Source organism: Paenibacillus sp. FSL R7-0313, from assembly GCF_037969885.1.
GTDB lineage: Bacteria > Bacillota > Bacilli > Paenibacillales > Paenibacillaceae > Paenibacillus.
Window position 1 is genome coordinate 1 of sequence record NZ_CP150219.1, and the last position, 16,038, is coordinate 16,038.

The following is a 16,038-nucleotide window of genomic DNA, read 5'->3' on the forward strand; positions in this document are numbered from 1 at the left end:
GCTTGAATAATCGATCCAAGAGTAACGGTAAAAAGACCCGTCGATTCACCATTGCAATAGCTACAACATTAGTTGCGTCAAGCCTGATGATGGAGCTAGCTGCTGTGCCAACGACTCATGCAGCCACTAACATGTCCCCCTCCACTAGTAACACCTCTGTTCAACCGACTTCATCAAGCAGTGTAGAGAAGAAACTTTACTATACCGCTGTACAGGGTGCTTATTATTACACAGTCGCATTGAGAAGTGACGGTTCTGTATGGGCCTGGGGCCGTAATCTCTGGGGAGAACTTGGTGTGAGCGACAACGTTCGATATCGTCATACATTTAGTCCGATTCGTATTCCCAAACTATCCAATGTAACAGTTATTTCATCCTCCGGTGGTGGGAACAACGCAGCCATTCAAGCAGATGGAACCATCTGGGAGTGGGGTAACGGCAACATGCCACGTCAAGTGCCTAATATTACCTCTGCCACGAATGTTAGCATAGGGGCTTTCTCAACCATCGCCCTTCTCCAGGATGGAACCGTTCGGTCTTGGCAAAACCCGCCTCAAGCCGTAGCCCTGGAACAGACACGTAAGCTACAGACGATCAGTGGACTAAAAGATATCATTCAAGTTGAATCCGCTGGCCTGCACGGCTATGCTCTGAAAAAAGATGGCTCCGTATGGACATGGAACGAGCCAAACGAACCCGGTAAAGCTCCTTCCAAACCAACCAAGTTAACGGGGGTGGACAAGATATCTTCGATCACCGGTGCAGATGCATCTCTACTTGCATTGGATAAGAAGGGAAAGGCTTGGCAGCTAGACCTGGAGGGCAAAGTCACCCCCTTTCATCACGAGCTCAAAGTGAAGAAGATGGATGCCAATTCAAGTTATACGTTGTTACTTACTACTTCTGGTCAGGTGTATAGCTATGGAAGGACAGTGACCGGCAAAGAAGGAAAAGTAAACCATTTGTCTGGCATTACCGATGTTTCAGCGGGATATCACCATAGTCTTGCATTATCCTCCGAAGGGACTGTCTGGGGCTGGGGAAGTGATAAATATCAGGAAGCGGGAGGACCTGCAACATCTTCTGGAGGCATGGTCTACAAACCGGTTCAGGCCAAGCTCGGCACAGATGTTTATCTGAATGGTGAGCTGTTACAGTCCATGTATCCCGCAGTGGAAACGCCCAAGACCCTACAGTTGCCAATCAAAGCAATCGCCGCAGCAATCGGAGCAGAATTTGAGGTGCATAAGGGGGAAGATAGCCTGAGTTACTATATGTTGAAATATAACAATCGAACAATTACGATCACCCCTAACGAAGCACATTATCAAATAACTTCCATAGATTCGTCTAGTGAGCAACTCATAGAGCTATCTGAACCCATCAATAACTACTCAGGAGCAACCACTGTACCTTTTGAAGTATTGCGTAGTTTGGGTTTGAACGTGTCCTGGGATCCAGAGAAAGCCAGGCTATCCATTGATGATGTGGACAAGTAAAAGTCAGGGCTCTAAACGAACGCTTTTACAACATCTGAATCCCCTTAACATATAAAAAATCCTCTTCAAGTAAACGGCTTGTTCGTAACGAACATCGTTTATTTGAAGAGGATTAATCTGTTTAACAACACACCGCTCAACGGAGCGATGGAGGATATTATTTTATTCCAAGTATCGTCTTATTTCTCGAATCGGAACCAGCCAAAGTCAAACTGACTGCCAGGCAGGAAGATAAAGCTTACTTTCTGCTCACCTGTCACTTGCTCAAGCTCAAACACCCGCTCCTCATATCCACCTGACTGGGTGAATTCAACCAGCTGGTTGCTCTGTCCGTCCGCACCTGCAAAGCGAATATGAATCGTATTCTTATCAATCGGTGAATGGCCATAGATTACGAGCTTTGATGTGCCTTCTGCTGTAAAGTCCATGTTTTCAAACTCCAGCGATACATTATTCCCGATACCTTCTACTCGATCAGCTTCAATTTTGAACGTATCTCCATAGAGATGGTCACAGGATGTAGCCGCATTCTGTTCAAAGGCCCGACTTTGGCGCTCGAAGGAGAACCCTTTAATATGAATCTTCTGTTTCAGTACAAAACAGATCGACGTGATCCCGCTAAGGCGTTTGGACAATTGGTATGTCTCTTCCTGATACACATTCCAAATGGACTCTTTGTCATACACCACATCTGCGATCATCGTACTTCCCTCTTCATCCGGCATACCTTCCCAGATCTGAATGAAGTACTCCTCAGTGGACAACGTAAAGATCGGAATGGTAATCGTATCGGAGCCGTATGGTCCGAAGTCAATATTACGGAAGCCTACATGCGTCTCTCCGTCGCGACTTGTCGCTACCCCACGTTCGTTGCCGTTACCAACCTCACCTTTGGTGTAATCGTACAGTCCGCCCGTGATGAAGCCGTATGGATCTTTGTAAGCTGTTCCGAGACCGTCCGCCTTGAATTCCAGCTGGGAGATGAGTTTCGTTTTATCCGTACCGTTGGTACTGGTTGCGCGAAGTCGGAACTCCCCGTCACCTATAGCCGATACCTTCACCGCATGTTGATGCTCGCCGTTGTCGCCCGTTTCCGCTTGAACTGCTTCTACTTTGGCTATGTTGGACTCAATCCCCGCATCATTCACAACAGCCCATTCGATGTCCCGGTAGGAGGTGTTCTCCGGATATAGCTTGGCAGTTACAACCAACTCCGGGTTGGACGGATCGAGCAACTGTCCTGCAGTACTGATGATCTCGATTTTGCGCAAAGGAATCTCCTGAGCGTTCCCAGTAAGCACCGGACGTTCTTCATTGTTCATGAAGACAGGTTGTACTTGTTTCTCATCAACCAGTTCCGCATCCACAATACGCGATTCAAACTCAGCTACAGCCCCTTCCAACCCTACAGAAGAAACTTCAATCCGTATTGTTCCAGCTTCATTTGTTGCTCCGATGATCGCCATCAGTTTGCCGCTGAATAGTCTTCTGCTCAATCCTTTGTATGGATCATAGTCCGTGCTATCTCCGTTATCCAGACCCAGCAATCGACCTGCACCAGTCACCTGAACTTGCACGCGGTTGTTCGCATTGTGCACCGGATTACCCGCTTCATCTTCCACATCAATTTCTACAAAAATCAGGTCTGTGCCATTCGCTTGCAACTGTTCCCGATCCGCTTGCAGACGGATTTTCTTCGCATCGGTATAGGATCTTTGCACATCGGTTGCAATGATCTGACCGTTCTCATCGTAAGCGATCGCTTTCAGCTCACCCTCTTCGTACGGCACTTTCCACCAGCCTGACAACTGTGTTCCATTGGCGTGATCGATATCGTACGTGCCAATGGTTTTGCCGTTGAGTTGCAGTTCAATCTTCGGCGCGTTGCTGCACACGCGTACATCAATAATCTGACCCGGGCTGAAATCCCAATAAGGGAACAGGTGAACCATCGGACTTTTCTTATAATCCGTCCAAGCCGCTTGGTAAATGTAATAAGAGTCTTTCGGGAACGTTGCGGTATCCAGCTGTCCAAAATACGAATTCTTCGTATGATACGGTGTCGGTTCTCCAATATAATCGAATCCAGTCCATAGGAATTGACCCAGCGAATAAGGTGTATCCCGCTCTGCCAGAATGCAGTATTCTGCCGACTTCGCGCCCCAGCTCGTCGTACTATTACCCAAAGCCGAGCACTGCTCGTCATCATCTGCCAGAATTGGCTGTTCGAACGGGAAGTGATAGATGCCACGACTCTGCACCACCGAAGACGTCTCACTACCATAGATGATCCAGTCTGGATGTTCTTCATGATGTTTGTCGTAGTATTTTTCCGCGTAGTTGTAACCTGCCAGCTTCACGATATCCGCGCATTTTTGTGCATTTTCCCATGGCATGTAGTTCGAACCAATCGTCACGCCAGCATTACCTTTTGGATCAAATTCCAGCACATAATCCATCAGCATCCGAGTGACTTCCTGTCCACGCTCATCCGCATGGGTATCGTAAATTTCGTTCCCGATACTCCACATGATCAGACTGGCATGGTTACGGTCACGCTTCACCCAACTCTTCACATCGGTGTGCACCCACTCCGGGAAAAATCTCGCATAGTCATATGGCGTTTTGGCACGTTCCCACATATCGAAGGCTTCAGACACAACCAGCATACCCATCTCATCCGCGAGTTCCATGAACTCTTTGGCAGGCATATTATGCGCGGTACGGATGGCGTTAACACCCATTTCTTTGAGCAAAACGAATCTTCTACGCAATGCCGTCAGGTTAAATGCCGCTCCCAGCGCCCCGAGATCGTGGTGTTCGCACACGCCGTTCAGCTTCGTGTGGACTCCATTCAGATAGAAACCTTCACTAGGATCCAGCTTAACGTCCTTAAATCCAATACGTTGGGTTACAGTTTCAATGATCTCCTCACTCTGATCATCCGAGATCAGTCTCAGTTCGGTGACCAGTTCATACAGATGCGGTGCATCCGGGCTCCACAGGTTTGGACTCTCCACAATAATCTGTTGGCTATCTGCCAATGCCACCGCATTCTCACCCACCGAAGTCGTAACATTCGCTTGGCTGGATGCCACCACCTGACCTTCATACAAGATCGTATGCACCAACTCTGCTTGCTGATTCTGATCCAGGTTCAGCTCCGTATCCACTTCCACCTGCCAGCCATCCGTCTGTTGCTTGATGGATACATAAGTCCCATCCGTAACAATATGGTTGCGGTCTCTCGTCTTCAGCCACACATGGCGATAGATTCCGGCCCCGGAATACCATCTGCTGTTCGGACTCTGATGTACCACTTTGACCACAATTTCATTGTCGCCTTCCACCAGTGCATTCGTGATCTCATGTTCAAAAGCAGAATAGCCATACTTCCACTCTCCAACCAGCTGCCCGTTCACATACACCGAAGAATCCATGTATACGCCATCAAAACAAAGCAAAAGCTGCTGCTCATCCTTCGTATAATGGAACGTCTTGCGGTACCATCCAATGCTGTCTTCATACAGTTCAAGCGTATTATATATCAGCCAATCATGGGGAAGCTCCACAGGTTCATACACCAGACCCGCAGGTTCCGTAACATCCAGCTTACTTTTCGCAAATTGCCATCCATCATTAAAAAGTCTCTTCTGATTCATGGTAGATTCTCACTTTCTTGAAGTAAATTATGATTGCGGTTACAACAACAGATATCACTTTTTCCGAAAACCTTTTCGGTAATACACAAGTATGACTATAACACATAACCCGATTATACCATCAGTCTCTTTCCTGTAACTCCTTTTCATAAGATTTTTTAGCCATAATGATGAATGTTTTATTCCCTCCAAGCATTGTACCTTTCGATGACAACAAACCAAAAAGGCAACCCGTCAAACGGGTCACCTTCTCTGTTCTCTCCTTTAGCACGCCACTTCTTCTCTATATACTCCTATACCAACAACACCTAAACCTCTATCCCTTGTAAAAAGGGTTCCACCCTATTCCTTTGCCCGATGGCATCGCACCAGGCACCCCATCCGCTTCAAGCAGCGGACGGACAACTAACTTCACGGGCCACTCCTCGCTTTCGAATATCGCATGAGTAAGCGCGGCCCGGTCGGATTCGGGAAGCTGCACATGTTGTAGCGCTTCCTTCCAAGCCTGCTCCGTGATCTCCCATAACTTCGTTTCCGGGATGTGATACACCTCGCTCAGTGCCTCCATGATCGCAGCCAGATTCACCTGCGTCCCCAAAGACTGCACATAGAAAATCAGCTTCTGAATCGTCTCGTTATACAGGCTGTTCGAGTAGCCAGGTCGAATATGATAGGCGGGGTCTGCAATACCATGTTTGTCCAGATAAGGCTGATGCAAACGCACGGAATCATGATCGCGGAACAAGAGACCTTTTACCTCATTATCCTTCAACACCAGACAGCAGTTCTGACCATGAATCTCGGGTACAACGCCCACCTTGAACAGACGCATCACGATATCATAAAACGTAGTAGCTATACTCGTATAAAAGCCTAGGACATCCGCGCTGCTCAGGTTACCCCCCAGAATCTCGGTTAATAGATGATGCCCTTCCAGATTCACACCCAGTGCGGCCATTGGGATTACTTTGTAGGCTTCATTAAGCAATTCAGCGGGATATACACGAATCTGTGCAGCCAGATGCCGGGGATGATCATCGAACAGTCCCATGGATTCTGGCATCAAGCCCCACCAGTTCTGCTCTTCGCACATATACACCTTGTCCTTCAACGTCTCGTCACAGGCAACGGCCTGTCTTAACATCCGTTCTCCGGCAAGACCATTCAACAGTTTGACTACCGGAAGATAACGAGCAGCCCCAAGAGACAGCACACTAACCGGTAGCTTGAGCATTAGGGTGGATTCAGTTGACGGAGCCATCGAGCGCAGAGAGGATGTGGCCTGTACGTCGCCCACTTCTATGTCCAATACGACAATGCTGCCCTCTTCGATCTCCCCCGTGAAGCGAGGCAGTATCACATGTTCCAATTGCCACGGATGAACAGGCATGGGCAGATATTCGTCCAACGTGATCCCTTTTCGGGCAAACTCGGCTTCCACCACTCCGCGCTGAACATCGTCTAACATGTCCAAAATGGACAGTCCATCTTCGAAACCTTGCTGCACGGCATCCAGCCGTATAGCCACCCAGCGTAGCGAAATCGCCTTCCCGAATTCCGCTGCATACCGTGTGACATCTTCTGCATTAAATCCCACTTTGGCTTTGGATGATGGGTGAAATGGACGATCCCGCAATGCAGCAACACGTTCACCTTTGATAAACCATTCATAAGCAGATGCCGGAACGTTGGCCGACAGATACTGAACTTGTTCCCAGCCCAGAGCATACTGCTCTACAGCAATGTCCAGACTAGCAAGAAACTCTGCCACTCCAGGCAGCGCATAGGCCTTATCCGACAAAGCCCTCTGTAACACCGCACGTCCAACTTCTGCCGGAGTATCAAGGAGAACCCAGCTTCCATCAGTTTTCTCCTCGTAGATCGGTGAACCCTGAACCCACTGAGTCCCCTGTCTTACTCCAGTTTCAACCAGACACAGTACCCCTTGAGTGTGCAATCTATAGCGAGACGCTACATTATGATTGGTCTCTTCGCTGTCATATTCCTTGTACAATCGACGGAACGGTGCAGGTGCTACGGCAAAATCAATGAATGGGTTATCCTCCAGTGGGAGTAATTGCTCCGCCAAAAATGAATTCATCAGATCCGCCATAATCCGGCGTTCAGCGGTTTGCAGACTGGAACGCTTCATCAGTGTTGACATGATTATTGTCCTCCGTTAGATAATGGAATGCCGGGTGCGGATGCCCCAGAAAATCATGATGCGAGATGGTCCAGCAATAAGCCCCAGACTTTTCAAACAGAACAATATCTCCCACGCGCAGCAGTGCTACCTCCGCATCGGAATGCATGCGATCCTTGGGTGTACATAGCTCACCTACGATATGGACTCGACGACCTCTTACCTCTGGCCGGGCAAATGAATGCTTCCAACGGTCCGTCTCCATAATCTGAAACGGATGGTTGTGCCCCCATGAAGCAGGCAGACGATTGTGGTGCGTACCTCCTCTTAACACGGCAAAATACTGATCATGAGAGGTTTTGATATCCGTAACCTCTGCTGCGTAATATCCGTGGTCTGCCACCAGCAGCCGACCCGATTCAAAATACAGCTGACCTCCATATGAGGCAAGACGTTGTCTGGCTTCACTTTGCTCCAGCAGGGAAGTGAACACGGGCCAGTCGAATCCGGGGCTGCCATCATACGTAACACCGAACCCACCTCCTGCATTCACCACTTCCACAGGAAGATCATACTGCTGCTGCCACTGTTCCACCTTTTGCAAATACAACTCGATCATCTCGGCGTGCAGCCTTGCATCCATATTGTTGGACAAGGAGTGAAAATGGAACCCGCTTAACCGTACCACACCCGCGCCTTCCACACGAATGAGTTCAATGGCTTCTTCCACCGCCTCTTCATCGATTCCAAAAGGACTCGGCCCACCGCCCATGACAATCTTCGTCCGGGGTAACGTACTGCCTCGCAGATTGATCCGGAGAAGAATGCGCACTTCCTGCGCTTGCTTCTGTTGTTGTTTTTGTTTCGGCTCATGTCCCCGTTTCTGTCCTTGATCCTGCTTCTGCTCTTGCATCAGTTCCTCGCCGTATGCTTGCGTATATCTCTGCTCCGGGTTCTGCTCCCATTCTTGCTTCTGCCTGCTCTCCTGCACCTGCTCCTGCTCCATCGCCCTCTCTTCCGCAATCGCAATGATGCGCCGAAGTTCCAACAGACTCTCCACATGGATGTAGCTCACGCCCTGCTCGATCGCCAGCCTCAGTTCGCTCTCCTTTTTACCCGGACCACCAAACAGAATCGGAACCTCTCGGCTCACATCCCTTACCTTAAGCAACTCTCCAATTGAAGCCACCTCAAAACCCTTCACCAATGGAAGCAACGCCTCAATGATTCGCGGATCAGGATTCGCCTTGATAGCGTAGAACAACTGTGTGTTGCCGGGCATGCTGCCCAGCATCTGACGTACCTGTTCCTGAATGCCGGCCAGATCGTAGACATACGCACATACCGGGTCTTCATTCCTCCGTTGAAGTTCATCGATCACCTGCCATACACTAGGTTTCATATCTGCCCACCCGCATTCCTGTAGTCATTCCGTTTCTGAGCATATGCCCGAAAAGCCGTATTCCGATCATCACCAAGCACGTATATATGTACTCCCCGCTCAGCCCAGAGCGACATGTCTTCCACGCCTCTGATGACCGTTGCATAAGATACTTCGCACTGTTGCGCAGTAGCATGCAATTCATCCAGCACACGTCTCACATCCGGGTGCTCTGTCTGCCATGGCACACCGAGAGATTGCGACAGATCAGCCGCACCTTCCAATACAAAACTCACCTGAGGATGAGAAAGGATCTGTGCACTTTGCCGAACGCCCTCCACACTTTCGATCATGGGTACAACCATCACTTGTTCGTTCGCTTCCCCAATGTATTCAGTGAGCGGATATTTCCCAAATACACCGGGACGACCACTATTCAAGCTGCGCATGCCAACCGGATGATAGTAAGCGTGACGAACCGCCTCTTCCACCTGCTCCAGTTGCTCGACATGCGGAATGACGATGCCCTGTGCGCCACAGTCCAGCACCTTAAGAATTTCCGCTCGCTCTACCTTCGAGATACGTACCAACGGAGTCAGACCTACCAGTTCCGCCGCTCGGATCAATTCCTCTACCGAATCCATCGATGTTGCCGCATGTTCCAGATCAATAATGACAAAATCATATTCCGCATGCCCGATCATCTCAATGATGACCGGATGCGGGATGGATACAAAAAGGCCATACACTGGCTGTTTGCGTGCAATCTTTTCCTTCAGCGTGTTAACTCTCATTCGACGATTCCCTTTAATTCGAGCGTTCCCTGTGATTCCAGTGCATCCTTCGATACCTTGAGCGGATTGCTCGCCTTACGGAAATACAACTCCCCATCCCCATACAGACGGCGCTTGGTCATCTCTTCGATCAGTGCATCTTCGGCAAAAAGGTCAAATGCCACAAACCGTTCTGCGTATTCCGGGTGCTGCTTCTGATAATCTACAATTACACCTGCGCACAGCTGCCAGAAGGCTTCCTCGGACAACCCGAACTGCTCCAAAGCAAGTGCAATATCCGTCATGCAGATAAAGAAGAATGCGTCATACGTATAGTCCCGGACTTCCGACACATCTCCCGCATAGATGAAGGAATACCGATTGAACTTGCGATGAGTTTCCGGCTCGGGGTTCAACTTCGGTGCCCGTTCCGGGTGCAACAGTTGATCTGGTACATAGCGAACACCATCATGCAGATCCTTGATCATGATTCGTTTCGGCAGATCGTCTTCCAGTACCAAAATGATATTCTGAGCATGAGATTCCAGTGCAATCCCGTGTGCATAGAGCAGATGGATAATCGGCAGTGTAACTGTGCGAACAAGGGCCTCGCTCCACTTTTCCACACCATGTCGTTCGACAGCATTCTGGATAAATGGAACACCATCCGGTTGTACCAACATCAGCGCATTCAGCGGCCACGCCGTCTCACCTTGCTTCAGGTGTACCGATACATTCTCCCGCCAGATGGCTCCGAGTGTGCCGTAGGCCCGTCCATACTGCGTTGCAGGTAACTGCTCATAACGGAACGACAGTCCCATGATTTCTTTTAAAATGCCAAACTGCGCCCGCTGCAACAGCTCATCTTCACGAACGAGATTATCCAGCCAATCGCTGATCAACGGTGCGTTCTGGGTCGTATGCTGTGCCAGAATACGTGTGCTCGACGTGTTGGTAATACTGAGAGCCAGCTTAATGTAAGGAGCTTCCGAGTTCACCCGGTTCGACAGCGAACGGATTGACTGCTGTGCACGATAGGGCGAAGACGATGGCCCGAGATATACAATATCTCCATCCATCAACTGACGGGCATATACCGATTCCAACTGGTGCTCCCATTGCCATGGATGAACCGGAATGAACACATATCGATCATCCACGTCAGGACCTATTTCCCCATCAGCTTTGCTACCTTCTCTGCCCGGGCTACGGACTGTTTCACCTTTTTCACGAACTGCGCCATGAAGCTTCGCTAGGCTTGTCTCTCCAACGCCCTCACGAACTTCGGTACTGCTTCCCAACTGATCTGTACCCGCCACATATAAGTTGACCGTCTCACCTATGCCCGTTCGACCTTGTTGTTGCAGGATCTGTTGAAATCGCTGCATATCCTCCGCTGTCAGATGCTGCCTTACCAATTCTTCCGAACTATAGCCCGCGGATACAGCGGTCTGAGCAAGTTCTTTTTTCACAGCCACCCAGATTAATGCAACTTCAGAGTTAAACTCAGGGCCATAGGCCAGATTGTCTTTCAGAGAAAACCCCAACCTCGACTTATAACTCGGGTGATACAGATGACCGTCGGTCATGTGACTTTCGAGCGCATCATAATGACGATCTTCACTCGGAATGTTCAAGGGCAATATCGCCCGGCACTGGCTGTCCTTGGCCATCGTTTCGAGCAGTTCCTTGATAAAAGCCGTCACATTCGCACCCTTCAAAGAATTCAGCACAATTTCCTCCAAAAACAGATCCAGATCGGTGCAGAGTACGCCTTCCCTTTGAATCGAACCCTTCTTCACCTTCACCCGGCCAAATGAAAACTTCCGCTCCGCTTCACACGTGTACACTACAGAATCGCCAGAAGATGTAAGGCCGCTGGTTCGCCATTCGCTCCCGCTTACTTGACTGTCCAAAATGCCTTCGAACCACATTGCCTCCAACGTCTGACGCATGATCCGTTCCTGTACATTCACGTATATCGCTTCTGTCCTGCCGCCTGCTTCAGCCCTGTATCCCACAACTCCCACGCACTTCACTCCCTATTCGTTTCATTGGATTGCTCACCGGCACGTAGGCCGGAGTCTGGCTGATCCCTCTTAGACAACTCACCAGATTTTGTTTGGCCAGGAATGCTTCCGTCGTTAGCAGATGTTGCACATATTCATTGCCCGTTTGTTCCAGTTCCTCCACAAGTGCATCACGTACCTGCTTCCAGAAATGCTCCTCCGGGACGTTCACATCTCGCGCCAGGACATGAATAAGAGACCCCAGATGATTGACGATAAAGTAGTACGATGTCCGCGCCCAGGCGTTCTCTCGCGAATAAAATAATAAATCGGACGCAGCACGATCCTGCTCACGGATAAGTTCCTCATCCACACTGACCCCTTCCAGGTCGCGGACGATAAAACCCACAGGCATGCCATCCTTTAAGGTCACAAGGGTATTCTGCAAATGGGCTTCAAAGTGAATGCCTTTCTCTCCCGCCGCCCGTACAATCGGCAGTAGAGAACATTGCAGATAATGATCCAGCCAATGCTCGGCAATGTCACGTCCACCACCCAGCATCGTCATCAACCTGGAACGCATCCCGGGAAGCGCTGCCTCAACCAGACTGGATAGTACATACGTATTGGCAGGGTCGAACTCAATGGGTCGATAAGCTATCGTAAACAGACTCGTTAACTCTTCATCTTCAAAAACACAAGTCGCTACACCTGTCTCATACGCAATATGGGTATTCGGTTCAGCACCGAAGCAATCATGCTGCCGGACGTATCTGGAGGCATCCAATGTTCTGCGCATCTGCTCAGCACTATTGGTGCGAATCATGTTGGTAATCTGCATGTTCAGTGACAACTTGATATTGCAGTTCCATGCCGGAACATAGACCGTACGAACCGAAGACGTTGGATAGACGGTTGGCCCCGCACTGCCAAGCAGAATTAATTTTTCATCTCGAAAATAGTGCTGTATCTCGGTCAACCGTGATATGTATGCGTATTGCCATGGATGGACGGGCAGCAGCCCATACATTTCACTCTTTTCTTTTAAAATCGGCTGCACATGGCTCCGCAAGAGTTCATGCAAATCCATCATTGCCTCGTCATCCACCCATTCTTGCATATAGACATCCTGCCTCACGGCGATATAACAGAGTTGAAACGATGTCCGCAGTTCCGGACTGTACTTCTGTACATCCTGCTCGCTGAAGCCTTTGGAGTTCTTCGGAAAAGGGTGAAACGGATGACCAACCAACAGTGACTGTTCCGATGTCCGATAGTCACGGATGTCGAGACCGGCTGCTTGTTCGATATACAACGTAAGGTTACCCACACTGTTATCTACCTTTTGTGCAAAATCTCTGGCATACGCCACTTCGACACGATTCGTACTCTCACCCAATGGCTGTACAATATCCACCTTAACCGAGCTGTTCATTTCCACCGCACTCTTCAACATTCCATGTTGATCCGAACTCGCTCCCTGTTCCCCCTCTCCAATTAGCTCAGATGTGATCCAGCGAACCAGGTCGCGATAATGCACTGCTTCCCCGCCAGATTCCATGCTAAGGTATTCATGCTCCCCCATCGCAGAGTAATAGGATAGTTGTCCTGTCACCGTCACCCCGCTGGCTTGAAAAGCAACGGCGTACGTTAGCGTATTCGGATTGATTCGAATACCGTCTGCCTTCTCTAACGCAAGCTCACGGATGTAACAGTTCAGCAGAAGCTTGCACGAATGTTCATGGGCCTGCTGCTCAGCTTCAGACCGGAGCTTGTTTTCCATCTCGAACAATGATGCCAACCTTCTTTCGGGTTATAAGTAAGACCAGGGGAAGTGTAAGCAGTATGGCGCAGCCAAGGCCGATACAGATCTCTTTGAGCGCTCCCCATTTTGCCATCTCCATAGACGTTCCTGCCCCGGCAAGCCATTGCCAGCGCATATCGTAATACAGGGTCATACCCATCACCGCAAACGAAGAAGCCAGCCGCTCAATCGTGGTCGATAACACCGACCCTTCGTGCATGTCTTCGTCCGGTAATGCTTGCAGACCAATCGCAGAGATACTCATGCCTGACAGGCCAACGCCAATTCCACGGCACGCCATGAGCATACCGATGATCCAGATCGATGCTCCCATGGGCAGAACGGCAAACGACAAGATCGATATCGACACCAGCAACGTGCCCCATGCGATAAAATGGATGGACCGACCGCGATCCAGCAGACTGCCTCCGATCCACATGAAAAGACTTGTACAGATCGACAAGGGTATGAACAACGCACCGGACAAGGCCGGCGACAGGTGGAAGACATCCTGGAACAATAATGGCAATGCAAAGATCACACCAAACATGACACAATCCTGAATGGTCGAGATCAGCACGGTCAGTGGAAAGACGGCATTACGCCGCAGCAACTGGTAACGTATCAGTGGTTCCTTGCGACCGTTCTCGGTCTGGACAAAACGAATAAGTAACACCACACCGAGCGCAATCAGCAGCCAAGGTACCCATACCGCTACGACAGGACTCGCATACAACTGTACGCCCAGACTCAGGGCACCTACCGAACAGATCAGCAGTATGACACTGGTGGGATGCCATCGTTTCCTACGGGCGGGAATATAAGTCTGAATGACTCGACCGCACCCGATGAACGAGAATATAGCCAGCGGCACATTCAGCCAGAACAACATTTCAAGCCGTCCATACTGTATGATGAAACCGCCCAGCGTTGGTCCGGCAGCCGGAGCCAGCATAAGCAGCAAGCCCCACGCTCCTGTAATTCGTCCCCTTACCTCCGGTCCGTAGACATCAAACAACAGCACAAGTGATAACGGAATCATCAGCCCCGCAGCAACCCCATGCATGAAACGGACCAGTAACAGTACCTCAATAGACTGATAAAACAACGCACCTGCCACCGAGAACACTCCATAGATGGCGATCCCCAGCATATACGTCTGCTTACGGCCCAGTCGGTCCACGATCAGGGAAGCCAGAGGCATTGTTAACGTCATAGCGAGCATGTACAGCGCGATAATCCATCCGCCTGCTGTCGTAGAGATCTGATAATATTGCACAAAATAAGGCAGCAGCAGGTTAAATGCACTGTTGGTCAACACCAGCGAAAAGGCACCGATCAGAATCGCGAGTAATACTGCATGCCTTTTCATCAGGGACAGCTTCAGCATGCGGCTGTTGCTAAGGCAATCGCTTCAGCTACCGATTTCTCAAAGATCGCAAGGATTGCACCCGATTCTTGCTCCGTAATATTCAGCGGCGGCAGAAAACGAACAACCGCTGAATGACGCCCGCCCAGTTCCACAATCAATCCATTCTTGAAACATTCATGCTGAATAGACTCAGCCAGCGCACCATTAGGCAGATAATGTCCCAGACGATCCTTGCTTCCTGCCGGATTAACCACCTCAACACCAATCATCAACCCTCTGCCACGCACATCACCAATCTCTGCATACTGCTCTTTCAATGCATTCAGTTGATTCATGAACTGCTCACTGCGCAGATGTACGTTGTGTAGAACATCCTGTTCCCGAATATAACGAAGTGTCGCAAGTCCCGCTGCCATGGCCAGCTGATTGCCACGGAACGTACCTGTGTGTGCACCAGGCTGCCACTGGTCCAGCTCTTCCCGGTAGATGACAACAGACATCGGCAAACTTCCGCCAACTGCTTTGGAGCAGATGATTACATCGGGTACAATTCCGGCATGTTCAAACGAAAACATTCGTCCTGTCCGTCCAATGCCTGTCTGCACTTCGTCGATAATAAGCGGAATGCTTCGCTCTGCCGTAATTCTGCGCAGCTCCCTCAGCCATTCGATATCTGCCGGAATGGCTCCACCTTCACCCTGCACCGTCTCCACAATGACCCCACACGGTGCCGCAATACCGCTCTCGCAATCATCGAGCAAGTTCTCGATATACTGTGCGCTTAACCGGGCCGTCATTCCTTCACCAACGCCAAATGGGCAGCGGTACTCATAAGGAAAAGGCAGGAAATGAACATCCGGCAGCAGGCTTTGCAGATGTTGTTTCTTGCTCAGGTTGCCACTCATCGACATCGTCGCTTGTGTTGAACCGTGATAACCTCCCTGAAAGGCAAGAATAGACTTGCCACCTGTTGCATGTTTGACCAGCTTAATGGCTGCTTCAACTGCATCGGCCCCCGTTGGACCACAGAACTGGATTTTGGCTTTGTCTTGCATCTCGGCCGGGAGAATGGAAAACAGTTCTTGCATATATGCAAGCTTCAGCGGTGTTGCCAGATCCAGTGTATGAAGCGGAATCTGCTGATCCAGGACATCGCGAATGGCGTTGACCACCGTGTCATGGTTATGCCCCAGCGCCAAGGTTCCTGCACCCGCCAGGCAGTCGTAAAATATACGGCCTTCCGTATCAGTAATCTTCACCCCATGTGCCTTGCTAATGACAAGCGGGAAATGTCTGGGGTACGATCTTGCATTGGATTCCTTCTCATTTTGCATCTTCAAATATTCCGTCTGCACCTCTACTGACATAGCCCTCTAACGCTCCTTATAATCGATT

9 protein-coding genes are annotated in these 16,038 nt (G+C 49.9%); 1 reads left to right on the plus strand and 8 read right to left on the minus strand.

Features of this window, described 5'->3' with window-relative positions; translation table 11 throughout:
- The first annotated feature begins 2 nt into the window (after positions 1 to 2).
- Positions 3 to 1,499 (plus strand): stalk domain-containing protein, encoded by a 1,497-nt coding sequence (locus NSQ38_RS00005; RefSeq protein ID WP_339785964.1) that lies wholly within the window; start codon positions 3 to 5, stop codon positions 1,497 to 1,499.
- 179 nt (positions 1,500 to 1,678) lie between these two features.
- Here NSQ38_RS00005 and NSQ38_RS00010 read toward each other — a convergent pair whose 3' ends face one another.
- From NSQ38_RS00010 to NSQ38_RS00045, 8 genes are all read right to left on the minus strand, one after another.
- Positions 1,679 to 5,161 carry a glycoside hydrolase family 2 TIM barrel-domain containing protein gene (locus NSQ38_RS00010; RefSeq protein ID WP_339785966.1) on the minus strand — a complete coding sequence of 1,161 codons (3,483 nt, stop codon included), beginning with the start codon at positions 5,159 to 5,161 and terminating at the stop codon, positions 1,679 to 1,681.
- Positions 5,162 to 5,477: 316 nt separating this feature from the next.
- Positions 5,478 to 7,325: an IucA/IucC family protein gene (locus NSQ38_RS00015; RefSeq protein WP_339785970.1), complete on the minus strand. Its 1,848-nt coding sequence runs from the start codon at positions 7,323 to 7,325 to the stop codon at positions 5,478 to 5,480.
- The gene (locus NSQ38_RS00020; protein ID WP_339785973.1) at positions 7,285 to 8,706 is read right to left on the minus strand and encodes a type III PLP-dependent enzyme; all 1,422 of its coding nucleotides are present in this window, start codon (positions 8,704 to 8,706) and stop codon (positions 7,285 to 7,287) included. The genes NSQ38_RS00015 and NSQ38_RS00020 overlap by 41 nt, the downstream gene beginning before the upstream one ends.
- Positions 8,703 to 9,479: an aldolase/citrate lyase family protein gene (locus NSQ38_RS00025; RefSeq protein ID WP_339785976.1), complete on the minus strand. Its 777-nt coding sequence runs from the start codon at positions 9,477 to 9,479 to the stop codon at positions 8,703 to 8,705. Before NSQ38_RS00025 ends, NSQ38_RS00020 begins: the two co-directional genes overlap by 4 nt.
- On the minus strand, positions 9,476 to 11,488 hold the full coding sequence (locus tag NSQ38_RS00030; protein ID WP_339785979.1) for an IucA/IucC family protein: 2,013 nt from the start codon (positions 11,486 to 11,488) through the stop codon (positions 9,476 to 9,478). Before NSQ38_RS00030 ends, NSQ38_RS00025 begins: the two co-directional genes overlap by 4 nt.
- Positions 11,463 to 13,250 (minus strand): IucA/IucC family protein, encoded by a 1,788-nt coding sequence (locus NSQ38_RS00035; protein ID WP_339785981.1) that lies wholly within the window; start codon positions 13,248 to 13,250, stop codon positions 11,463 to 11,465. The genes NSQ38_RS00030 and NSQ38_RS00035 overlap by 26 nt, the downstream gene beginning before the upstream one ends.
- A complete protein-coding gene (locus NSQ38_RS00040; protein ID WP_339785984.1) occupies positions 13,228 to 14,661 on the minus strand; it encodes an MFS transporter in 1,434 nt (477 codons plus the stop codon). The genes NSQ38_RS00035 and NSQ38_RS00040 overlap by 23 nt, the downstream gene beginning before the upstream one ends.
- Positions 14,655 to 16,010: a diaminobutyrate--2-oxoglutarate transaminase gene (locus tag NSQ38_RS00045; RefSeq protein WP_339785987.1), complete on the minus strand. Its 1,356-nt coding sequence runs from the start codon at positions 16,008 to 16,010 to the stop codon at positions 14,655 to 14,657. Before NSQ38_RS00045 ends, NSQ38_RS00040 begins: the two co-directional genes overlap by 7 nt.
- Between the last annotated feature and the right edge of the window lie 28 nt (positions 16,011 to 16,038).

What these genes read in the sequence shown, in the direction of transcription:
- NSQ38_RS00020 (WP_339785973.1), bottom strand. Translation starts at nt 8,706, where the DNA reads ATGAAACCTAGTGTATGGCAGGTGATCGATGAACTTCAACGGAGGAAT.
- NSQ38_RS00015 (WP_339785970.1), bottom strand. Translation starts at nt 7,325, where the DNA reads ATGTCAACACTGATGAAGCGTTCCAGTCTGCAAACCGCTGAACGCCGG.
- NSQ38_RS00035 (WP_339785981.1), bottom strand. Translation starts at nt 13,250, where the DNA reads ATGGAAAACAAGCTCCGGTCTGAAGCTGAGCAGCAGGCCCATGAACAT.
- NSQ38_RS00045 (WP_339785987.1), bottom strand. Translation starts at nt 16,010, where the DNA reads ATGTCAGTAGAGGTGCAGACGGAATATTTGAAGATGCAAAATGAGAAG.
- NSQ38_RS00040 (WP_339785984.1), bottom strand. Translation starts at nt 14,661, where the DNA reads ATGCTGAAGCTGTCCCTGATGAAAAGGCATGCAGTATTACTCGCGATT.
- NSQ38_RS00010 (WP_339785966.1), bottom strand. Translation starts at nt 5,161, where the DNA reads ATGAATCAGAAGAGACTTTTTAATGATGGATGGCAATTTGCGAAAAGT.
- NSQ38_RS00025 (WP_339785976.1), bottom strand. Translation starts at nt 9,479, where the DNA reads ATGAGAGTTAACACGCTGAAGGAAAAGATTGCACGCAAACAGCCAGTG.